This is a genomic window from Neobacillus sp. DY30 (assembly GCF_030123065.1).
Lineage (GTDB): Bacteria > Bacillota > Bacilli > Bacillales > Cytobacillaceae > Neobacillus.
The window spans coordinates 5,441,338-5,463,446 of record NZ_CP126093.1 but is presented as its reverse complement, the minus strand read 5'-3'; the positions used below and the strand labels follow the sequence as shown (position 1 = coordinate 5,463,446).

18 protein-coding genes and 3 pseudogenes are annotated in these 22,109 nt (G+C 39.3%); 12 read left to right on the top strand and 9 right to left on the bottom strand.

The features are described from left to right. Positions 1-36 precede the first annotated feature (36 nt). Positions 37-275: pseudogene (locus tag QNH29_RS26970) on the bottom strand (response regulator); the annotation flags it as partial. 297 nt (positions 276-572) lie between these two features. Beyond that, a pseudogene (locus QNH29_RS30515) lies at positions 573-723 on the bottom strand (ATP-binding protein); the annotation flags it as partial. A gap of 486 nt (positions 724-1,209) precedes the next feature. On the opposite strand from QNH29_RS30515, the gene QNH29_RS26965 reads away from it, so the two are divergent. The 4 genes from QNH29_RS26965 to QNH29_RS26950 all read left to right on the top strand — a co-directional run bounded on the left by QNH29_RS26965 (position 1,210) and on the right by QNH29_RS26950 (position 5,420). Then, a complete protein-coding gene (locus QNH29_RS26965; protein ID WP_283865757.1) occupies positions 1,210-2,643 on the top strand; it encodes an alanine/glycine:cation symporter family protein in 1,434 nt (477 codons plus the stop codon). A 741-nt stretch (positions 2,644-3,384) separates the two neighbouring features. After that, positions 3,385-3,885 (top strand): acyl-CoA thioesterase, encoded by a 501-nt coding sequence (locus QNH29_RS26960; protein ID WP_283862334.1) that lies wholly within the window; start codon positions 3,385-3,387, stop codon positions 3,883-3,885. Positions 3,886-3,934: 49 nt separating this feature from the next. After that, positions 3,935-4,081, top strand: a complete 147-nt coding sequence (locus tag QNH29_RS26955; RefSeq protein ID WP_283862333.1) for a hypothetical protein — start codon at positions 3,935-3,937, stop codon at positions 4,079-4,081. A 91-nt stretch (positions 4,082-4,172) separates the two neighbouring features. Further along, positions 4,173-5,420: an NAD(P)-dependent malic enzyme gene (locus QNH29_RS26950; protein ID WP_283862332.1), complete on the top strand. Its 1,248-nt coding sequence runs from the start codon at positions 4,173-4,175 to the stop codon at positions 5,418-5,420. 369 nt (positions 5,421-5,789) lie between these two features. Here QNH29_RS26950 and QNH29_RS26945 read toward each other — a convergent pair whose 3' ends face one another. Next, positions 5,790-7,088, bottom strand: a complete 1,299-nt coding sequence (locus tag QNH29_RS26945; protein ID WP_481858761.1) for a Glu/Leu/Phe/Val family dehydrogenase — start codon at positions 7,086-7,088, stop codon at positions 5,790-5,792. Positions 7,089-7,466: 378 nt separating this feature from the next. Next, positions 7,467-7,648 (bottom strand): annotated as a pseudogene (locus QNH29_RS26940) (sugar diacid recognition domain-containing protein); the annotation flags it as partial. Between the two features lie 353 nt (positions 7,649-8,001). Here QNH29_RS26940 and QNH29_RS26935 point away from each other — a divergent pair. Next, a complete protein-coding gene (locus QNH29_RS26935; RefSeq protein WP_283862331.1) occupies positions 8,002-8,499 on the top strand; it encodes a DoxX family membrane protein in 498 nt (165 codons plus the stop codon). Between the two features lie 165 nt (positions 8,500-8,664). Here the strand turns inward: QNH29_RS26935 and QNH29_RS26930 are convergent, their stop codons facing one another. From QNH29_RS26930 to QNH29_RS26920, 3 genes are all read right to left on the bottom strand, one after another. Then, a complete protein-coding gene (locus tag QNH29_RS26930; RefSeq protein WP_283862330.1) occupies positions 8,665-9,987 on the bottom strand; it encodes a (Fe-S)-binding protein in 1,323 nt (440 codons plus the stop codon). Further along, on the bottom strand, positions 9,984-11,396 hold the full coding sequence (glcD, locus tag QNH29_RS26925; protein WP_283862329.1) for a glycolate oxidase subunit GlcD: 1,413 nt from the start codon (positions 11,394-11,396) through the stop codon (positions 9,984-9,986). The genes QNH29_RS26930 and glcD overlap by 4 nt, the downstream gene beginning before the upstream one ends. A gap of 93 nt (positions 11,397-11,489) precedes the next feature. After that, positions 11,490-12,614 carry a CdaR family transcriptional regulator gene (locus QNH29_RS26920; RefSeq protein WP_283862328.1) on the bottom strand — a complete coding sequence of 375 codons (1,125 nt, stop codon included), beginning with the start codon at positions 12,612-12,614 and terminating at the stop codon, positions 11,490-11,492. 86 nt (positions 12,615-12,700) lie between these two features. Between QNH29_RS26920 and QNH29_RS26915 the strand changes: the two genes are divergently transcribed. From QNH29_RS26915 to QNH29_RS26895, 5 genes are all read left to right on the top strand, one after another. Then, the gene (locus tag QNH29_RS26915) at positions 12,701-13,561 is read left to right on the top strand and encodes a Cof-type HAD-IIB family hydrolase (RefSeq protein ID WP_283862327.1); all 861 of its coding nucleotides are present in this window, start codon (positions 12,701-12,703) and stop codon (positions 13,559-13,561) included. 269 nt (positions 13,562-13,830) lie between these two features. Then, positions 13,831-14,736 carry an N-acetylmuramic acid 6-phosphate etherase gene (gene murQ / locus QNH29_RS26910; protein WP_283862326.1) on the top strand — a complete coding sequence of 302 codons (906 nt, stop codon included), beginning with the start codon at positions 13,831-13,833 and terminating at the stop codon, positions 14,734-14,736. 22 nt (positions 14,737-14,758) lie between these two features. Further along, entirely contained in the window at positions 14,759-15,616 is an 858-nt protein-coding gene (locus QNH29_RS26905; protein ID WP_283862325.1) for a MurR/RpiR family transcriptional regulator, read from the top strand. Positions 15,617-15,718: 102 nt separating this feature from the next. Further along, positions 15,719-17,080, top strand: a complete 1,362-nt coding sequence (locus tag QNH29_RS26900; protein WP_283862324.1) for a PTS transporter subunit EIIC — start codon at positions 15,719-15,721, stop codon at positions 17,078-17,080. Beyond that, positions 17,077-18,081 (top strand): MupG family TIM beta-alpha barrel fold protein, encoded by a 1,005-nt coding sequence (locus QNH29_RS26895; protein WP_283862323.1) that lies wholly within the window; start codon positions 17,077-17,079, stop codon positions 18,079-18,081. Before QNH29_RS26900 ends, QNH29_RS26895 begins: the two co-directional genes overlap by 4 nt. 103 nt (positions 18,082-18,184) lie before the next feature. On the opposite strand, the gene QNH29_RS26890 is transcribed toward QNH29_RS26895, so the two are convergent. Both QNH29_RS26890 and QNH29_RS26885 read right to left on the bottom strand, forming a co-directional pair. Next, positions 18,185-18,331: a hypothetical protein gene (locus QNH29_RS26890; protein ID WP_283862322.1), complete on the bottom strand. Its 147-nt coding sequence runs from the start codon at positions 18,329-18,331 to the stop codon at positions 18,185-18,187. A 56-nt stretch (positions 18,332-18,387) separates the two neighbouring features. Further along, a complete protein-coding gene (locus QNH29_RS26885; protein WP_283862321.1) occupies positions 18,388-19,515 on the bottom strand; it encodes a 2-methylaconitate cis-trans isomerase PrpF family protein in 1,128 nt (375 codons plus the stop codon). A gap of 145 nt (positions 19,516-19,660) precedes the next feature. On the opposite strand from QNH29_RS26885, the gene QNH29_RS26880 reads away from it, so the two are divergent. Continuing rightward, positions 19,661-20,524: a LysR family transcriptional regulator gene (locus QNH29_RS26880; protein ID WP_283862320.1), complete on the top strand. Its 864-nt coding sequence runs from the start codon at positions 19,661-19,663 to the stop codon at positions 20,522-20,524. Positions 20,525-20,740: 216 nt separating this feature from the next. Next, the gene (locus QNH29_RS26875) at positions 20,741-22,057 is read left to right on the top strand and encodes a CitMHS family transporter (RefSeq protein WP_283865755.1); all 1,317 of its coding nucleotides are present in this window, start codon (positions 20,741-20,743) and stop codon (positions 22,055-22,057) included. The last annotated feature ends 52 nt before the right edge of the window (positions 22,058-22,109 follow it).

The window sequence follows — 22,109 nt, the reverse complement described above, 5'->3', positions numbered from 1 at the left end:
GCAATTCCAAATATTTGATTTGTAAACTTTTGGCGGAGAGTAAGCTTCGGCAATCAGTTCTTTTGATTCAACTTGTGAAATCATGATAACTTTTCCAGAAAACGTACCTTTTAAATGGCGAATTGTTTCAATTCCATCGCGGATTGGCATTAATAAATCAATAAATAAATATCAATTTGTTTTAAATTCAAAATGTGTCCTTCTTATAGGTCGCCATCTTCCGCTTCCTCAACCACTTCTCCTAGGTCTTCGTCTTCTATAATTTGCCTTAAGATTGAACGAATAGCGCAATCATCATCAGTTAAAAAAACGCATGGAACCCACCCTTACCCTTTCTGAGTCAAATTAATAATCGGTAACTTAATTAAAAAAACAATGCCGTTGTTATGATTATTTTGAAATTGAATCACTCCTTCAAGGACTTGCACTACTTCACTTACATATGAGAGTCCAATTCCTGTTGAAGGTGTTCCTAAATAAGCTTATAACAATAAAACTGTGGGCAAATACGACCATGATCATATCATTTAGTTCCACGAACGTAATCGTTGTTTCTAATACGAAATATTGAATAATTAGTTCTACACAGTCGGACAGTATTTCGATTAAAAGGCCAATAAATCCGATTACCAAAGGCCTATTTTGAAAGCGGTTGGTTTTCACTATTTAAAAGAGGCAAGAATAAGTGAAATAAAAGAAAAAACTTGGGTATTGGGCTTGAAAGGAGGATGAGTAATCAAATTTTCCTGCTGAATAAAGTCCATTAAAATACGAAAATGAACAAAATTTTGTAGATTTTTTGTAGTTTTCTGTAACATTATATAGTTCCAGTTATAAATTAAAGCTAAGTTCTTATAGAAAAATTTGAAAGCGCTTAAGGATAGTTAATTTTTTTAATTTTTATACTAGTCTATTATTATTTTTTTCAGTAGAGGGGGATGAAAGGTTGAAAGTTTAAATTAAAAAATTAGAAAGGTGGAATAATATGGTCGCAGGGATGTTAAAAGAGCGAAACATTAAGGTTAATAGTATAAGGAAATCTTGCTTAGACGAATGGGTAACACATTATAAACCCTATGCTACTAAAGGACAAACCGCTCACTTAAAAAGCATAATGTCTGGCGAAAATAATAAAGGAAGACAATAAGTCGCTAAATATGTATATTTTGATATCAAACTACTAAACTTTTACAGGAGTGATGAATGAACATGCAACAATTATTTCATGATATTATTAGCTTAACAAATGATTTTCTATGGTCAAAGTTATTAATTATTATGCTAGTTTTATTCGGTTTTTATTTCACATTTAAATCGAATTTTGTACAGTTTCGAATGTTAAAGGAAATGGTCCGTGTATTAATGGAGGGGAGAACTGGTTCTAAAGAAAGCATTTCCCCATTTCAAGCGTTCTGTATTGGGATGGCGGCACGCGTTGGAACAGGTAATATTACAGGAATTGCGATTGCGATTGCATTAGGCGGTCCTGGAGCGGTATTTTGGATGTGGATTATTTCTATTATTAGCTCAGCATCCAGCTTTATTGAAAGTACGTTAGCGCAAGTATATAAAGTAAAAGATAAAGACGGTTTCCGTGGCGGCCCATCCTATTATATGGAAAAAGGATTAAACAAACGTTGGATGGGAGTACTATTCTCCATTTTAATTACGCTTTCTTTCGGTCTGGTATTTAATTCTGTACAATCAAATACCGTTACAATTGCTTTTGAGAACGCATTTGGTACAGATCGTTTAACTCTAGGGATTATCATGGCACTTGTTTTCGCTGCGATTATTTTTGGCGGTGTGAAGAGTATTGCAAAAATAGCTGAATACAAGGTTATGCTTTTAGCTGTGTTATACCTCGGTATTGCCTTATTTGTCATAGCTACGAACATAACAAAAATGCCGGAAGTTCTTTCTCTTATTGTTAAAAACGCGTTTGGCTTTGAGCAAGCTGTAAGCGGTTCACTCGGCGCTGCGATCATGCATGGAGTTAAACGTGGCTTATTCTCGAATGAAGCCGGTATGGGGAGTGCACCAAACGTTGCCGCAACTGCAACAACAAGTCACCCGGTGAAACAAGGACTTATTCAAGCTTTTGGCGTATTAACGGATACACTGATCGTCTGTACAAGCACAGCATTTATTATTTTACTTTCCGATGCTTACAAACAACCAGAGTTAAATGGTATTGCCCTTACACAAGCAGCATTAAGTGAACATGTTGGTTCCTGGGCATCAGGCTGTCTAGCCATCTTTATTTTCCTATTTGGATTCGGTGCGTTAATTGGTAACTATTATTATGGGGAAACAAATATTCGCTTTTTACACAAAAGTAAATCATGGCTGATGCTATACCGAATAAGCGTATTCGCCATGATCATATTCGGTTCAATTGCAAAGATTCAACTTGTATGGGATTTGGCTGATCTATTTATGGGCTTCATGGTTATTGTAAATTTAATTGCCATTCTCATATTATCAAAAGTGGCTTTTGCTGCATTAACGGATTACATGAAACAGAAAAAGGAGGGTAAAGATCCGGTATTTTATAAAGATACTATTAAGAATCATGAGAACATTGAATGTTGGGAACTCTCTCAAGTTGATTCAACCTTAGAAAAGGAAAAGGCCATATAATAATAAGGCGTTTAAACAGATTCTGGTCTGAATATCTTTAGATTTTTTCTGGTAGATTTATCACGCAGATGTTCATCAACTAATTGTTCCAATCTATACTTACGTACAAGATCCTCACTAATAACAATTACTTTAAGGTGTAAAAATTGAATCAGAAGGACGCCTATCTGAAAATTGGATGGTTTCGGGGGAAAGTTCTGAAAATACTTCACGATACCGTAAAGTTATATTGAAATAAAACTTTTAAACTAGAACTTTTCGACAAACTTACAATAGTCGTTTCCTAATTAATGATTTTATGTCACTTTCGGTATTAAAAGATGTCTTTTATCGAAAAACAATGAAATATTTTGCACCCATACCTTGTAGACTAAGTCCCTTTTATAGTACCTCATACATTTGATATTGAAGAAGTTGAAAAGGCTTCTTAATCTAACATGAAAAAAGCTGCCTCGGCAGCTTTTTTCTGTTATTTCAATATCATATTCCTTTGCACTTTATAATCCGATTTGGCCCAATACCAGCGTTAGTCCAACCAAGGGCTAAGCAGATCTGGTAAAAAATTAATTTTATTTACGTATTTTTCCGTATTTTTATGTAGTTCGTATTATAAATTAAATCTACATTCTTTATGAAAAATAAATGTGAAAACGCTTCATATTTTGGTTTGTTTCTTGGTCGGAAGAAGGATAACCCATAATGATGTATAAACAGATTAATATCTTTTAGGGAGATGTGTGAATGGAAGTAAAATATTGTAAAGAATCACGAGTGATTCGGACTAGTCGCGTATTCCCAAACGATATAAATAATCACAATACCTTATTTGGTGGTCGGTTAATGAGTGATTTGGACCAAGTCGCCTCCATTTCCGCAGCGCGTCATAGTCGAAGGGAATGTGTAACGGCTTCAACAGATTCAGTTGACTTTTTACATCCCATTCGACCAACAGATTCAGTCTGTTTCGAATCCTATGTGACATGGACCGGTACTTCATCAATGGAGGTATTTGTAAAAATTATTGCAGAAGACTTAAAAAGCGGTGAGCGTAAGATGGCAGCGACTGCCCTCTTAACCTTTGTTGCACTTGATGAACATGGACGCCCAATGCGTGTTCCACAAGTCATTCCGGAAACAAAAGAAGAGAGAAAGTTACACGAAACTGCTCCAGACCGAGCAACAATGCGCAAAGAAAGAAAACAAAAAAGTAAAGAATTAGCCTCATTTTTAACTACAAATTAGCCCTTGGATTGACAAGAGGAACAGTAATCTTTTATAGGAGGAATTTTTTATGTGGGTAATCACTGTCTATTCAAAGGAAAATACTTCGATGTTTGAATTTGACACGGAAAAAGATGCAAGGGAAGCTTTCAAGTATATTGAAGGATGCAAGATTCTTTCCGAGATTGTTTACTTTAATGATTATTTTGTTGCTTAGCTACTGTTAAAAATATTACTCATGAGGTTTGAGAATTTTTTAACTATTTGTTTACTAAACCAAATATCAATTAAATTAAGGAGCGCCATATATGTCCACTTTACGTAAAGAATCATTAAAGATGCACAAGGAAAATCGTGGAAAGCTTGGTGTTCATTCAAAAGTTCCAGTACGTAATGCGAAAGATTTAAGTCTCGCTTATTCTCCAGGGGTAGCGGATCCGTGCTTGGAAATTTATGAAGATGAAAGCAAAGCGTATGAATACACGATGAAGGGGAATCTTGTTGCCGTTGTTTCAGATGGAACAGCCGTACTGGGTCTTGGGAATATCGGCCCGCAAGCTTCCATGCCGGTCATGGAAGGGAAAGCTTTGTTATTCAAATTGTTTGCAGATGTGGATGCATTCCCGATTTGCTTAGGTACAACAGATTCGGACAGGATTGTGGAAGTCGTTAAATTATTGGAACCGACTTTTGGCGGAGTGAACTTAGAAGACATCGCTGCACCGCAATGTTTTGAAATTGAAGATCGGCTACGAAAGATATGTAATATTCCAGTTTTCCATGACGATCAGCACGGTACAGCTATTGTAACAGCGGCTGGGTTACTCAATGCTTTGAAACTAGCAAACAAAAAAATAGGAGAGATTTGTGTTGTCGTAAATGGTGCCGGATCTGCAGGCGTAGCGATTGTCAAGTTGCTGCTGCATATGGGTGTAAAAGACGTTATTTTATGTGATACAAAAGGAATTATTTATGAAGGACGCCCGTTTGGAATGAATCCATTTAAAGAGGAAATTTCTCGTATTACCAATAGAGAACTAAAACAAGGTACTCTGGCAGATGCTCTTGTGGGAGCAGATGTGTTTGTGGGAGTATCAGCCCCAGGTGTCGTCACGCAAGAAATGGTTCGTTCAATGAATCATAGTTCGATCATTTTTGCGATGGCAAATCCGGTGCCTGAAATCATGCCGCAATTAGCAATTGAAGCGGGAGCACTCGTAGTTGGAACAGGTCGTTCAGATCTTCCAAATCAGATCAATAACGTACTTGCATTCCCCGGTATTTTTCGTGGTGCTTTAGACGTTTACGCCAAAGAAATCAACGAAGAAATGAAACTCGCAGCCGTTTATGCGATTGCCGGATTAATTGCAGATGAAGATCTTTGCGCTGATTATGTAATTCCAGATCCATTTGACCGAAGAGTAGCGGCTTATGTAGCAGAAGCAGTTGCTAACGCAGCAATGGAAACAGGTGTTTCGCAAAAGCTTGTTAATGCGAAACAAGTAAAAGAGCGCATATTAGCGTTGGCAGAAGAAAAACAAACTGCTTTAGAATAAATCCATTTCCTAATTAAAGTTAAACTAAGGTCTCATACTATTCGTTTGGGCACATATTGACGAAAAAGTTAAAAGCCTATATCAATTAGTAAAGGGGTCCGTTTTGAGGGGTTTTTCAAAAATAACTGCTTAAATGACAAAAGAAATGGCAAAATTAATACGAAAAACTCGTCAGCTTTTTAAAGATACATTAAATAAAGCAGAAAAGATGGTAAGGAGCAATATCCTTTACCATCTTTTTTTATCTATTAGGACGAATTAAATATGTCATAAGAATTTTCAACTTTTGCATTCTATCAAAAAACGATTTTAAAAAATACAAGATTAAAGTAATAGTTTTTGCTGCCATACTTGGTAAATCGTTTAAGATTATATCCAGCCCCGGTAACGCGAAGCTTCAGCCGGTTTTCTTATACCAACCATATATGCTGCTAAACGCATATCAACATGACGGGTCTGTGATGTTTGATAAATCTCTTCAAAGGAAGCGATCATCACGTTTCTTAGTTTTTCAGCAACCTCATCCTCTGACCAATAATATCCTTGATTATTTTGAACCCATTCAAAGTAAGAAACGGTGACACCACCTGTACTTGCCAGTATGTCTGGTACAAGGAGGACTCCTCTTTCATCCAAAATTTTTGTCGCTTCAAGGGTTGTTGGTCCGTTTGCTGCCTCCACAACAATCGCTGCCTTAATACGCCCAGCATTTTGCGCAGTAATTTGGTTGGAAATGGCAGCTGGCACAAGAATGTCACATTCTTTCTCAAGTAATTCTTGATTGGTAATGACATTTGTAAATAAAGTTGTAACTGTACCGTAACTATCACGCCGATCAAGTAAATAATCAATATCAAGCCCTTCTGGATCATATAGAGCGCCATGTGCATCTGATATACCAATCACCTTTGCTCCAGCATCATGCATGAATTTGGCCAAAAAGCTTCCAGCATTTCCAAAGCCTTGAATCACGATTCGTGCACCTTGTAATTCAATGTTTTTTTTCTTTACAGCTTCTTCAATACAAATTGTCACACCGCGAGCTGTTGCGGTTTCACGACCTTGTGATCCCCCTAAAACAAGCGGCTTACCTGTAATAAAACCAGGGGAATCAAATTCACGAAGACGACTGTACTCATCCATCATCCAAGCCATAATTTGAGCGTTTGTATATACATCAGGTGCCGGAATGTCTTTTGTAGGACCGACAATTTGGCTGATAGCACGAACATATCCACGACTTAATCTCTCTAGTTCCCTAAACGACATGTTTCTTGGGTCACAAATAATACCACCTTTTCCACCGCCGTAAGGAAGATTTGCAATCCCGCACTTTAAACTCATCCAGATAGATAATGCTTTTACCTCCGATTCATTGACTTCAGGATGAAAACGTACTCCACCTTTTGTCGGACCTACTGCATCGTTATGTTGCGAACGGTAACCGGTAAAAATTTTAATGGAACCGTCATCCATTCGAACTGGGATACGTACTGTGATTGTTCTAAGTGGTTCCTTGAGCAGCTCATATACTTCATCGTTATATCCTAAATTTTCAACCGCCTCTTTTATAATCAATTGAGTTGAAGTTAATAAATCTATTGTTTCACTTTCATTATTATATGGCTTTTGCACTTGATTAGTATTAACAAGATCTGTCATTTTCATTTTTTACACCTCTTAGTCTAAAATAGTTAGCTTGGAGACTTTCCCTAATCATCCAATCGAATTCTGTATTGCTGAAGTTATCATCTTTGGGAAATCCCCACCTCCGTAAATTAAATCAACAGGATAGTAGAAAGGTATATGAACTCTTGTTTTCTTCATCTACTTTTCTCAAGATCCTTCTTAACTAAAAACTAAAATATTAAGCGCTTTCACATTTCCTTAAAAAACATAAGTTTACTTTATAGTAGAAACTACATAATCATACGGAAAACTACAAAAATAAAATAAATTTCTAAAAAAGAATTCCCTTTTATATCGGTATTATATAAGAACGATTGTCCTAAAACCGATTACCTAGACTATATAACTATTAAAATCAGTAATCCCAATGACGCTAATGACATCATGCTGCAAAAAAAAATCGGGAGATTGATTCCGGACTTTACCCCTAATTGCGATGTTTCATTTTCAGTGATAATCAGCTTTTTCTTCTGTTTTGGCGTGATTAATGCACCTTCATGGAAGGTACCTATTCGATCTCGATTCGTGCTGGCCATGATACCATTTGGACTGACAGAACTTCAAAAAAGGGGAATTTGTCAGAATGCAGGTGTCATTTGGACAAAGTGATTCCTAGTAAAATGGAATCTGTCAGAATGCATGCCCCATTTGGACAGATACAAAAAAGCCAAGCTGTCAGAATACCAGTCCAATTCAGACAAGACAAGCTCCAATAAAGCGGAAGCCCCCTGAATCGAAGACGTACACTCATACCAGATTAAGTATGTTCATCTTTCCGCCATATCATTTCAAACAAACTGTGAACTTATTACTATACCTATGTTAATAACTGTAAAAATCCAATATAGTGTAAGTATAAAGAGCAAACAAATTTTGAAAGGCGGAATGACTTATGTTTAACCACTTTTTAAGAGAAAATAAATACTCAGCAGCTATTTTAACTATTATTCGTTTATACCTCGGCTACTCTTGGTTCACAGCAGGTTTTCACAAAATTACTGGCGGATTCGACGCTTCTGGATTCCTAAAAGGAGCAGCAGCCAATCCAGTAAAAGGTCCAGATGGCAGCGTGGTTTATAGCTGGTACGTTCACTTCCTAGAAAGCTTTGCACTGCCAAATATTGACGTGTTCAACTTCATCGTTCCGTGGGGCGAAACATTAATCGGTTTAGGACTTCTACTTGGTTGCTTAACAACCGCAGCAATGTTTTTTGGTTTAGTAATGAACTTCAGTTTCTTCCTAGCAGGAACTGTATCTCATAATCCAACAGATATTTTCTTAGGCTTCATCATCTTAGCAGCAGGATTCAACGCAGGAAAATATGGTTTAGACCGCTGGGTGGTTCCATTTATCCGCAAAACAGTTGATAAAGCAAAAGTAACCGCATAGCGAGCAGTAACAAAAAAGACGATTCGTCCCCCTCGAATCGTCTTTTGTTTTGGGGCTGAATATAGGCATCGCAGATATAATTCGATTAACGCAGATACATTCCAATTAACGCAGATATAATAAATTTAACGCAGATATATCGTAAAACTTTTTAAAAAATCAATGCTATTTCACTGCCTCTGCCAGTAAATCCACAATATGAACAGCCCGCATTTTATCAGACAAGCTCTCACGCTCAATCCCAAGCTGCATTTGCAGCAAGCACCCTGGGTTAGCAGTAACGATGGTCGTCGCATCTGTTGCTTTTGCCTGAACCATTTTATAATCCAGCATAACCATCGACATTTCGGACTCGACAATATTATAGATTCCAGCAGACCCACAGCAGCGATCGGCTTCTTTCATTTCTTTAAACTGGACGCCTTTGATCGCCGCCAACAGTGTTCGTGGGGCGGAAGCAGTTTTCATCACATTCCGTAAATGACAGGAATCCTGATAAGTAATAACCTGAGCAGGAAGCTCTAGTGTTACTTTTTTATGAAAAGAAACGGCGACTAGTATTTCAGAAATATCCTTTATTCTAGCCGTAAAAGCAACAGCACGGTCTTTCCAAACAGGGTCATCCTTCAATAGGTGATCATAATCAACAAGGAAAGCCCCGCAGCCGCCAGCATTCGTAATAATAAAATCTACGCCCAAATCTTCAAATGCCGCAATATTTTTCTTGGCAAGTTCTTTCGCAGCATCTTTTTCACCGCTATGCCCGTGCAAGGCCCCGCAGCAGGTTTGCTGTTTCGGAATTACAATCTCGCAGCCCGCTAATTGCAATAATTTCATGGTGGCATCATTGGTTTTCATAAACATGGTATCCATTAAACAGCCGCTGAAAAACGCCACCTTATGCACTTTCTCATGAATCGCTGGCAGGTGCTCTGGCCGGTTTTTCATTTCTTTCATCGTTGGAACCTTCGGAAGTACTTTTTCCATCGTGGCTAAATTGTCAGGCAGCAGCCCTAAATAGCCTGTTTTGCGCGCAAGGGTTTGAATCCCGGAACGCTGATAGAAACCAAGAAGACCAACCATCGTGCGCATGCGGTTTTGGTGAGGAAATAACCCTTCAAACACCGTTTTTCTAACCGCCTTAACTGGTAAAGAGTGTTTTTTGTTCTGATTGATAATGTCTCTTGCTTCCTCTAATAAATGCCCATAATTCACACCAGATGGGCAGACCGGTTCACAGGCACGGCAGCCAAGACAGAGCTCGAGTGAACGCTCAAAATCTTCATCGGGTTCAACCATTCCATCGACAACAGCCTTCATCATCGCAATCCGACCCCGAGGAGAGTGGGATTCTTTATAACCTGATTCAATATACGTTGGGCAGGTTGGGAGACAAAAGCCGCAGCGCATGCAGTTTAAGAGTTCATCTTCATTCATCCGCTCTTTGAATTGTTGTTGAATTTTTTCTTGTTCAAGTAAGGTTGTCATCTTGTAATCACCACGCGTTTCTTACTGTCTTTCGCGAAAACTTTTCCAGGATTCATAATGTTATTCGGATCAAACGCTTGCTTAATCCCCATCATGGCGGCGATTCCTTCTTTTTTCAGCTTCCACTCTAAGTACGGTGCTTTCATTGCACCGACTCCGTGTTCCCCCGTAATCGTGCCGCCTAATTCAATCGCTTTTTCAAAAATCTCCGCAAATGCCTTTTCGACGCGTTCCATTTCTTCATGATTTCTTGCGTCTGTTGCACAGGTAGGGTGGAGATTCCCGTCGCCAGCGTGACCAAAGGTACAAATCGTCAACTGATATTTTTCCGTTATTTCATTAATGGCTTTCACCATATTGGCAATTTCGGAGCGAGGAACGGTTGCGTCTTCTAAAATGGTCGTCGGTGCTAAACGAGCGACTGCCGAAAGTGCCGCACGTCTTGCCGTTCTAAGCGCCATGGCTTCCTCTTCGGTAGCGGCAATTTGAATCGATACGGCATTTTCCTGCTTACAGACTTCTGCAATTTTTGCTATATCGCGTTCAACGACTTCAGGCGGGCCATCTTGTTCAATTAATAGAACCGCTTGAACATTTGTTGGCAGCCCGATTTGGGCATAATCTTCGACAACCTTTAAGGTCGCCTGATCCAAAAACTCAAGGGTGGTCGGAATAATTTTATTAGCAATTACTTTTGAAACAGAGCGGGCAGCAGCGGATAGGTCCTGATAAAGAGCGAGCATGGTTTTACGTGTTTCCGGCATTGGAATCAGCTTCAAGGTCGCCTCGGTAATGACACCTAGCGTACCTTCAGATCCGACAAACAAACGTGTTAAATCATACCCGGCTACATCCTTTGCCAGCTTTCCGCCTGTACGAATGATATCGCCATTTGGCAGCACGGCTTCAAGACCGATGACATAATCTCTGGTTACGCCATATTTAAGACCACGCAAGCCGCCTGAATTCTCATTGATATTGCCGCCGATGGTAGAGATTTTCATCGAACTTGGATCGGGTGGATAGAAAAGCCCTTTTTCTTCAATTGCTTGAATCATATCAAGCGTAATGACACCAGGCTGAACAGTAATCGTGAGATTCTCTTCATCAATCTCAAGAATGTTATTCATATGTTTAAAAAGCAGGACAATTCCGCCTTCCGTTGGGCAAGTTCCTGCACAAAGGTTCGTTCCAGAACCGCGCGGAACAATCGGAACTCCGTATTGGTTACATATCTTCAAAATTTGCGAAACTTCCTCCGTATTGCGTGGGCTAATCACCGCATCAGGCATTGATTGGAAGTTCGGAGTGGCATCGTAAGAATATACTAAACGTTCGATTTTCGAATCATCGAAGTTTTTTTCCGTCACAATCGAAATCAATTTGTCTTTTACCTCATTTGAGAGCATGCTATTTCCCCCATTTACGTACTATTTTCATGCTATTTAAAGTATAAAAAAACAGGCCTAAGCCTGCTATGGAGAAACATCCAAAAGTTAAACTTATTTTCTTTTAAAATTTGGTTTTTCATCTAAAAATAAAACCGCGAGATACAAACAGAACAAATCATGAATCGTGTTTGGGTTCAGATGTGTCAGCTCCTCGATTTTCTTTAAACGATAATGGAGGGTGTTGATATGAATGTGTAAGGCCTGAGCCGTGTTTTTCAATGAATGATTTTGTTTAAATAGCTCCTTTAAAGTTTCGAGAAGGTCGTTTTCTGTTAGTAGCGGAGCAATACTCCTTTGAATGTATTCTGCTTTAATCTCTGGAGTTATTTCCCCTGTAACCATTTCAAGGATTAATTCCTCATCAAAAATAATCCCTCGATTCCGTCTTGCCAGTTTCAATGCTCGTTCGGCTTGCGCATAGGATTGGTGCAGGTTGGACGAAGCTGCACATTGACCTACGCCGGCAAAGGCTGATATCTCAAAGTTATTTTTCATAAATAAAAGAAATTGTTCTAGTCGATGTTTAATGGACGTTGGCTGCAGGGACTCGGAGCAATCGATTAACAAAATGATTCGTTCGTTTCCGGATCTTGTGACCACATCGTTTTTATTTATGGAGAAAGAATTCAAAATAGATGACCACATATCCCTTGATAATGGTTGTTTTCTTTGTTCAAATTCGATAATGACCGCAGTACGGTTAAGTTTAAGATTAATGGTCAAAGCTCGAGCCCTTTCAAGCAAATCGGCACTTGGTTCTTTTGCCTGAAGCCACTCAAGCACGAACGTTTCCATCCCCCGGGAGTGATAGTCAAACTGTTCACCATAATAATTTTCGCTGATTAATAGCTCCGTCATCTTACGGATGATTTCACCAAAGGGGGTGACACTTTTTGGGTCACCGGTAATCCCAATAACGCCAATGACTTCATGCTGAAAAAAAATCGGGAGATTGATTCCGGATTTTACCCCTTTTAGTTGAGGGGTATCTTTTTCGGTGATAATCAGCTTTTTCTTCTGCTGTGAAGTAATTAAGGCCCCTTCATGGAAGGTACCGATGCGGTCTGTGTTGGTGCTGGCCATGATGATTCCCTCTGTGTTGACCACAATAATCTCTTCCGTTATTAATCGCTGGACTTCCCTGACAATTTTCTCTGCTAGATCTGGATGTAGCATGTACAGCACCACCTGCCATTGATTAAAATGATATTTTAATAAATACTATAAACATATTGAAAAAATAGTGCAAAGGGGAGAGTAAGTTGGCATATAAATTATTAGCAACCGATTTGGACGGGACATTACTAAATGAACACAGAGAAATTGATAGGGAAAACATTGAAGCGATTCATGAGTACCGTAAAAATGGAGGAAGAGTGGTTATTTGCAGCGGGCGTTCTCCCCTTTCAACACGGTGGATTGCCAATACCATTGGTCTGAAAGGAGAACCAATCATCGCTTATAATGGGGCGATCATTCTGGATGAAAATGGAGAGAACAGTGAACAGGCAATTTTTGATCACGACCGCTTATTGAGTTTCTGGGAATTATGTGAGGGTGAAGGATTCTACGCTCATTTTTACGAAGGAGATACATTACTCGTTCCAAAAGAAACGAAATGGAACAAGAACTGGATTGAAAATAATATTCCTTCCCTTGAAAAAACAGGGAGCAGAGCAGCGGACTTAGAAATTTTTCGCGGTCAATGTCAGGTGAAAATCGTGGATGATTTTTATCGATACATGAAGTGTAACCAACCAGATATCACAAAAATTGCGGTTTTTGATGAAGAGGGGAGACTTGCTGATTTTTCTAAGGTTATTGGTGAACAGATTGGCGGGATGGAGGTTAGCAGCAGTCTCAACTTTTTAAATTTAGAGATTTCACCATCAGGAGTAAGCAAAGCTTCATCACTTTTAAAGCTTAGTGAGAAATACAACATCCCTATCTCCCAAATCGCAGCGATTGGAGATAATTATAATGATTCTTTGATGCTTAAAGCAGCAGGACTTGGAATTGCGATGGGCAATGCACCAGCTGAAGTTAAGGCACTGGCCGATCAGGTGACGGGAAATAATCAGGAAGCGGGGGTTGCACAGGCGATTCGACGTTATTTATTATAAGAGCTTTGTTAAATTTCATAGTTGACTACCACAGCACAACGGAAAAAAAGACGATGAAAGACAAATCAGACTAGATCTCATTGTGTTTAGTCCCTAATAAGCCATTTCCGTGAGAAAAAAATTCATCTGTCTTTAACCGAGCTTTTAAAATAGATTTTTGAAATGATATTTTAAAATTTTAATATAGTTATTGAATTATTATTTCAATGGCGTTATAATGAGGTTGTAGAAATCGCTTACAGCTAGAAATCAAACAGGAGGATAAGGAAATGATCGAAGAAAATCTCGAATTACTAACGACCGAGTCCCGAAATCAAGAAACGATGCAGATTGATACGGCCGAGGCCATCGATATATTACGAATCATGAACGAACAAGATCAATTGGTAGCACTGGCTGTCAAAGAAGTTTTACCGGAAGTAGAGGCAGCGGTTCAGTTTGTATTTGAATCCTTTAAAAACGGCGGCCGACTGATTTATTTAGGTGCCGGTACGAGCGGCAGATTAGGTGTACTGGACGCAGTTGAATGTCCGCCTACTTTCAGCACCGAACCTGAAATGGTGGTAGGTCTTATGGCTGGAGGAGAAGGCGCCTTTTTGAAAGCCGTTGAAGGAGCGGAAGATGATCCTGAACTCGGTGTGAATGACTTAAAGCAATTGGAACTGACTGAACATGACACTGTGATTGGCATTGCTGCCAGCGGACGAACACCTTATGTGATTGGTGCCCTTCGCTATGCACGCAGCATTGGAGCAAAAACCGTCGCGCTTTCGTGTAATAAAAATGCCGCGATTAGTAAAGAAGCTGACCAAGCAATCGAGGTTATTGTCGGTCCAGAGGTTCTAACGGGCTCAACCCGTTTGAAATCAGGAACTGCTCATAAAATGATTTTGAACATGATCTCTACATCATCAATGATTCTTTTAGGAAAAGCCTATGAAAATTTAATGGTTGATGTGAAAGTGAGCAACTTAAAGTTAAAGGAACGCGCGATTGGGATTATCGGTAAAATTACTGGCGTTTCCTATGAAGCAGCGTTAGAGACTTTAGAAAAATCAGATCTTCAAGTAAAAACAGCGATTGTTATGATTATGACGGAATCAACAAAACAGCAGGCAGAAGAATTACTAGCAGCAGCAAATGGATATGTAAAAATGGCAATCCAGAAAAAATGATGAGGTAAAGGTGGTAATGTGTGTGGCAGCAGGCGGATTAACAATGCTTCAAAATATGCTGGATCAGCTTCCGGCTTCCGAGCGAAAAATTGCACAATATATTCTTGAAAATCCACGAAGTATTTTAAACAGTACGGTAAATGATATCGGGACCCAAGCGAAAACCAGCGGAGCTGCAGTCATTCGCTTATGCAAGTCACTTGGCTTAAATGGTTTTCAAGATTTAAAGGTTAGAATTGCGGGAGATTTAGTGAAACCCAAGGCAGAACAAGGGTACCGTGATATTGAACCAGGTGAATCGTATTATTCCATCGTCCAAAAGACAACCAGCAATAGTATTCAGAGCATCCGCGATTCTGAGGAGATTATCAATTATGAGGAATTGGAGCGGGGGGTTCAAACTCTGCTCCATGCTCAGAATGTCCATTTTTTTGGAATTGGCGCATCTAATATTATTGCAAAGGATGCGCAGCAGAAGTTCCTGCGGATTCAAAAAAATGCAACCGCTTTTACAGATACACACCTTGTTGCAACATTGATTGCCAACGCGGGAAAGGATGATGTCGTTTTTGCTATCTCTCATTCTGGAGAAACAGCAGAGGTTGTAAAAGTGATGGCACTGGCGAAAGAGCGCGGCGTAAAGACAATTAGTCTGACTAAATATGGACAGTCTTCGGTCGCATCTTTAGCTGATATTAAACTGTATACCTCTTATTCCGGAGAGGCAGCATTTCGAAGTGCCGCGACATCGTCACGTCTAGCTCAGTTATACATGATGGATATTTTGTTTTTATCCATGGCAACCGTTCAGTATGAGCAAACGATTCAAGCGATTGATCAAACAAGAGAGGCGATTCGGTTTATTAAAGAAAGCAACTAACCTTTCAGGGGGTGATGTGAACACTATTTATACCTTTTTGAATGGGGAAATAGATTCACGTGATTCAAAGTTTAAAAATACAACAGAGAGAAGGGGAAATTCATGGCTGGAGAAAATAGACAATTAGCAGAAAAAATCCTTGAACAATTAGGCGGCTCCACTAACATTGGCAACTATACACATTGTATGACAAGACTTCGCGTTACACCGAAGGATGAGTCGATTGTCAATAAGGCGGCACTTAAGAAAATAGACGGAGTTATGGGAGTGGTAGAGGAAGAAACGCTTCAAATCATTCTTGGACCTGGAAAAGTAAACAAAGTAACCGAAGAGTTTGGCAAGTTGATCGATGCAGCAGGCGGCATTAACTTAAAAGAAAAAGCAGCCAGCACAAAAGCAGAAATCAATAAGAAGAACGCAACACCATTTAAGATGTTTTTACGTAAAATCGCAGGAATTTTCATTCCATTAATTCCAGCCCTCGTGGCATCAGGTTTAATTACCGGGATTACCAAAGCAATAGTTCAAGCAGGCTGGTTAGCAGCTGATTCACAGCTAGCAACGATTCTTTCTGTCATTGGCAGCGGATTATTTGGTTATCTAGGAATATTAGTTGGTACAAATGCAGCCAAAGAATTTGGCGGTTCACCAGCATTGGGTGCGATTGCCGGTATCTTAATTATTAACCCGGCTGTTGCAGGTATTCATTTGTTTGGCGAAGATTTGCTTCCTGGTCGCGGTGGTTTAATTGGGGTTCTGTTTGCAGCCATCTTTATCGCGTTAGTTGAGCAGCGAGTACGTAAGTTTGTTCCAACAAGTCTTGATCTTTTTATTACACCAACTGTGGCTTTATTGGTTACTGGTATTGTTACTTATCTTGTTTTTATGCCGCTTGGTGGATTCGTTTCAGATATTATCACAAAAGGTTTAACATCATTACTAGATATGGGCGGTGTGGTTGCCGGCTTCGTCCTAGGTGCAACATTCCTTCCGCTTGTTGTAACTGGTTTACACCAAGGTTTAACTCCAATTCACTTAGAGTTAATTAACACCATTGGTGATGATCCGCTACTTCCAATCCTGGCAATGGGTGGAGCAGGTCAAGTGGGTGCTGCGTTTGCCATCTACCTAAAAACAAAGAAAACTCGCTTAAAAAGAGCCATTGGCGGCGGTCTGCCAGCTGGTATTCTTGGTATCGGTGAGCCGTTAATTTTCGGTGTAACTCTTCCTTTAGGCCGTCCGTTCTTAACAGCATGTTTAGGTGCCGGTGTCGGCGGTGCGTTCCAAGCAGCGTTTGGTATTGCAACAGTTGCAATCGGAGTATCTGGTTTACCACTTGCGTTCCTAGTGGTTACTGGCCAAGTTCTCCTTTATTTAGTAGGGGTATTAATTGCCTATGCAGCAGGATTCCTGTTCACATATCTATTCGGTTTCAAAGATGAGATGGCTGGTGAATTTGATTGATCGGAATTTCCTTCTATTTAAATGATCCTTTAGCAGAAGAACGGATTACAATGGCTGGAAAAATGGGTGTGAAGCGGGCGTTTACCTCGCTTCACATTCCAGAAGAATCTGGAGATTTAGCGGGTCGCGCGATGGCACTGCTTCAGTGTGCGAAGGAAGCAGGCATAGAGGTTTATGCAGATGTGTCGTTAAAAACGCCTGGTCACTTGGGATTAGATAGCTTGTTTGGGTTGAAATCACTTGGGGTCAGCGGTCTTAGACTTGATGACTTTTTTGAGCGGGAGTTGATCTTAAAGCTGGCGGCTGAATATAAGCTAGCACTGAATGCCAGCATTTTATTTGAGGATGATGTGCGTGCACTTTTGGATGCAGGATTAAAAGCGGATCAGCTATTGGCTTGGCATAATTTCTATCCAAGAGTTGAGACCGGATTATCTGATTTGTTTTTTGAGAGACAAAATGAACTTTTTGGGAAGTATGGAATTCCGGTGAGTGCTTATATTCCCGGTGATGGAGAAAAACGCGGTCCGTTGTTTGAAGGGCTGCCAACACTTGAGGAGCATCGTCAAATGGACCCATTTGTGGCGGCGTTGGAATTGTTCCATTTTGGGGTTGAGGATGTTTATATCGGTGATCCAGAGGTAAGTGCCGTGCTTCTTCGAAAATTAATCGATGTTGATCATGGCTGTGTTGAGATTCGAGTCGAAGGGTTTCAGGAAGGGGAATTCAAGCTCCGCCCTGATTTTTCCCGTGATGTTCTAAGGTTTATGGATACAAGAAGTGCGGATCCTGTGATTCCTGAAAATACTTCGGATCGAGTGGTTGGTTCGATTACCATGGACAATGACCGCTATGGACGGTACCGCGGTGAGGTTCAAATCGCTCTTTGTGACTTGCCGGCAGATGAGCGTGTCAATGTCGTAGGAAGAGTGGTCGAGGAAGACATCGTGCTTCTTTCCTATCTTAAACCTGGCCAAAGAATAAAATTAGTACATGAATAAAATGGAACTGTTTTCTTGTGCTTTTCTCTTTAAATGGAATACGAAATGACGTGTGAATTTCACACGTCATTTTTTTTACCAAGGATTGTCCCCAAAAATCCATTTATACAAAACATGGGTCATTAAAGTATACAATTTCAGTAAGAATTTTGGCGCCTTGAATATTTTTAAAAGCTTCGGTAGCATCCTCTTTTTTGTCAAATTCAAACATTTTAATATTTCCTTTTAAATAAAGAGTTATGATCCACATTTAAAAGCCTCCAATTAAAATAGATTTGATGTGCTGTGAATATCAGAAAAGTTTAATCAAGCAAATTGATAGGAAATCTCATAATTTCTTTTCATATACACATAGCCCTCTAAAATGGTTCTCGCGGTACGGACCACTTTAATGGCTCGAATGTGGCCTGCCAGGAAGTCCACTTTCGTTTCCATAATTCCTGCTGGGTGAGCTAATCGAAAAACTTCCTGTTTAATGTTCACCATTTCTGAAAGAATCGTTTCCTGTAAGAAGGCTCCTGTAGTTGCACAAATGGCCCCTGTGATTGCAAGAGCCTGATGGGGCTTTTGCATTGACATCATTCTAATCATCAAATCCATTTCTTCCGCTTTTCTCTCTATTCCGGTCATATCGACGTAATCCATTGGCGGTGAAATAATGGCCATTTTCGGTACAGCAGGAGATAGAAGCGTTGCGGATTTTCTATCAGCGAAACCGCACATTTCAGCCGCAATTGAACGAATTTCTTCCAGTTCAATTAACTTTTCCTGTGTATAGTCAGCAGGTAATTCACTTCCAGTCAGACCTATATCTTGAGCCCTAACAAACACAAGTGGGTTTGCGGCATCAACAATAGAAACAGGAAAAAGTCGATTCCTTGTTTTAATCATGTCAATTGGATTACCAGTTGGAAAGAGCTTTCCTGTAACAGCTCCTTCAGCACGATTAAAAGTAAGATAGATAGGTGAGCCTGTACCAGGCACGCCTGGAATGGAACAGCTTCCTTCCGTTTTTACTTTGCCATTTTCAATTTCTACTTCTGCTATTATTAATTTTTGTGTATTAGTGTTGAAAATTCTTACCGTTGTGACTGGTTCCTTTACTGGAACTAATCCTTGCTCAATTGCGTATGGCCCTACCGCAGATGATATATTACCGCAATTCCCTTTAAAATCAACCATTTGATTATCAATGCTTATTTGAGCAAATGTGTACTCCACATCAAATTCTTGCGAATCCGACTTTTTGATTATTGCTGCCTTACTAGTCAACGAATTTGCCCCGCCAAGACCATCAATCTGTCTGTGATCCGGACTACCCATTATATCGAGTAAAAAGTCTTCCCAATGCGAACGATTCAAGGGCAAATGTTCAAAATTGAGAAAAACCCCTTTACTTGTTCCGCCACGCATCAAAACCACGGGTACCTTCATTGTATTAACCACCTTTATATAAATTGTTTTACCACTACCAGTTCCTTTGAAAATATAGTATGATAGGTTCAATCATAAGTAAAATACATATTTTTTTAAAGAAAAGTAAAAAAAAAATTATAATCCAAAACAGGTGGCGAATAAATTGGACGAAAAAGACTGGGCCGCGTTAAGGGTATTGTATGAGGAAAAAAATATTAGCCGTGCCGCAGAGCGATTATACATTTCGCAACCAGCGTTAACATACCGGCTTAAGAATTTAGAAAAAGAATTTGGGACGAGTATATTTTTTAAAATAAAAGGAGGTATTGAGTTTACTTCTGAAGGTACACATTTAGCGGGTTATGCGGAAGAAATGATTAAAAAACTCCAAAAGACGAAAGATTACATGTTAAATATGCAAAATGAAGTAAGAGGCACGCTGCGTTTGGGCGTTTCTAGTAATTTTGCTCAATATAAACTTCCTAAAATACTTAAACAGTTTTCAATAAAATATCCACTTGTACAATTTAATGTCAATACAGGATGGAGTACCGAAATCATGAATCTTCTTGATTCTGCTAGTGTTCAATTAGGAATATTACGGGGAAATTACGAATGGTATGGAATTAAAACATTGCTGCACAAGGAAAGACTTTGTTTAATTTCAAAAACTGAGGTGGATCTGGAGAACCTGCCAAATCTTCCATTCATAAATTATAAAACAGACAGCTCATTGAAAGGTTTAATGAATGGCTGGTGGCATGATAGATTTTCTGAACCTCCATTAGTTACTATGGAAACGGATCGGCAGGAGACCTGTAAGGAAATGGTTAAAAATGGTCTTGGCGTTTCTATCTTACCAGAAATATGTATGCAGCCATCAGATAACCTGTTTACATATGGGTTATCTTATAAGAATGGAGAACCTGTATTAAGAAATACATGGTTGATGTATAACGAGGAGTCTTTAAAACTATCTTCAGTAAAAAATTTTATTGATTTTTTAAATAGTAATCCTAATCTTTAATGAAAAAGCACAATGAGATCTTGACGATCTTTATTGTGCTTTTGTTCGGTAAAAGGGATTATAAGTTTTTTTATATAAAAATGTTAAAAAACTTCTATTTTACTTATTTTAATATTTAAATTATTCTAAAAAAGAGAAAAGGGAGCAAGGTAATGGAAAAATATTTTATGCTTATTTATTTGTAAGCGATTTCTTTTTATTAGGAGGGAGATTAATATTCTTACTTTTTTGGGAATTTCAATGGTAGTTGTGTTTACTTACTTAATTATGTCCAAACGCTTATCCCCGGTTACTGCCCTTACGATCGTACCGATAGCCTTTGCCATCATTGGTGGATTTAGTTCTAAACTTGGGGAAATGATGTATGAGGGATTAAAGGTTGTTGCACCTTCAGCTGCTTTGTTATTGTTCGCTATCCTGTTTTTTGGAGTTCTAATTGACGCCGGATTATTTGATCCACTTATTAAAACGATGTTGAAAATTGTAAAAGGGGACCCAGTTAAAATAGCGATAGGAACTGCAGTGATCGCAATGACTGTTGCTTTAGATGGTGATGGTACAACAACTCATATGATTACCATCTCTGCCATGCTGCCGCTTTACTTGCGACTTGGTATGAATCCTCTTATTCTAGCCACCATTTCTATGCTTTCTGTCAGTATTATGAGTGGAATGACGCCTTGGGGAGGACCCGCTACAAGAGCGATAGCATCTCTTGGTCTAGATGCAAATGAATTCTTTATTCCAATTATTCCAACACTGCTTGCAGGAATGGCATCTATACTTTTTACCGCTTATGTACTTGGGAAAAAAGAACGTAAGAGGGTTGGAGTTGTCCAAATCAATAATGCTCCTAGAATGAGCACCGCTCTTGGTGAAGCTGCAGTTGCTGCCGCCATACAAGCGGATTTAAAGCGTCCCAAATTAATATGGGTCAATCTTCTTTTAACGCTTACGATCATGGTCGTTCTTGTAATGGGTTTAATACCGGTACCCGTTTTGTTTCTAATCGGATTTGTTATTGCTTCAGTTATTAATTACCCAAATTTAGAGCAGCAAAGGGAGCGGATTGTGGCACATTCTGCAAACGCTATAACGGTTGTTACATTAGTATTTGCGGCCGGTATTTTCACTGGAATTTTTTCCGGCACAAAAATGGTCGATGCCATCGCAAATTCATTAGTGGCCATCATTCCGGATTCTTTAGGCACCTTTTTTCCGGTAGTCGTTGCCTTGACTAGCATGCCATTTACATTCGTTTTATCCAATGACGCTTATTACTTTGGCGTTTTACCGATTCTTGCTGAAGCAGGAACAGCTTATGGAGTGAGTCCTTTAGAAATTGCCAGAGCTTCTGTAATGGGACAGCCTGTACATTTTTTAAGTCCACTCGTGGCTTCGACTCTTTTATTAGTGGGAATGGTCAATAAAGACATCGGGGAACTACAGAAGTATGCATTTAAATGGGCTCTTTTTTGTTCAGTAATTCTTATCCTTGTCGCTATCCTGACAGGGGCTATCACTCTATTTTAATTATCTCACCTTAATAGAAACAGGGCTGTTCCAAATACCAATTCTTAAATGG

Bases quoted from the DNA above. Each gene is read 5' to 3' on its own strand.
- QNH29_RS26965 (WP_283865757.1), top strand. From the start codon at position 1,210: ATGCAACAATTATTTCATGATATTATTAGCTTAACAAATGATTTTCTA.
- QNH29_RS26960 (WP_283862334.1), top strand. From the start codon at position 3,385: ATGGAAGTAAAATATTGTAAAGAATCACGAGTGATTCGGACTAGTCGC.
- QNH29_RS26955 (WP_283862333.1), top strand. From the start codon at position 3,935: ATGTGGGTAATCACTGTCTATTCAAAGGAAAATACTTCGATGTTTGAA.
- QNH29_RS26950 (WP_283862332.1), top strand. From the start codon at position 4,173: ATGTCCACTTTACGTAAAGAATCATTAAAGATGCACAAGGAAAATCGT.
- QNH29_RS26945 (WP_481858761.1), bottom strand. From the start codon at position 7,088: ATGAAAATGACAGATCTTGTTAATACTAATCAAGTGCAAAAGCCATAT.
- QNH29_RS26935 (WP_283862331.1), top strand. From the start codon at position 8,002: ATGTTTAACCACTTTTTAAGAGAAAATAAATACTCAGCAGCTATTTTA.
- QNH29_RS26930 (WP_283862330.1), bottom strand. From the start codon at position 9,987: ATGACAACCTTACTTGAACAAGAAAAAATTCAACAACAATTCAAAGAG.
- glcD (WP_283862329.1), bottom strand. From the start codon at position 11,396: ATGCTCTCAAATGAGGTAAAAGACAAATTGATTTCGATTGTGACGGAA.
- QNH29_RS26920 (WP_283862328.1), bottom strand. From the start codon at position 12,614: ATGCTACATCCAGATCTAGCAGAGAAAATTGTCAGGGAAGTCCAGCGA.
- murQ (WP_283862326.1), top strand. From the start codon at position 13,831: ATGATCGAAGAAAATCTCGAATTACTAACGACCGAGTCCCGAAATCAA.
- QNH29_RS26900 (WP_283862324.1), top strand. From the start codon at position 15,719: ATGGCTGGAGAAAATAGACAATTAGCAGAAAAAATCCTTGAACAATTA.
- QNH29_RS26890 (WP_283862322.1), bottom strand. From the start codon at position 18,331: ATGTGGATCATAACTCTTTATTTAAAAGGAAATATTAAAATGTTTGAA.
- QNH29_RS26885 (WP_283862321.1), bottom strand. From the start codon at position 19,515: ATGAAGGTACCCGTGGTTTTGATGCGTGGCGGAACAAGTAAAGGGGTT.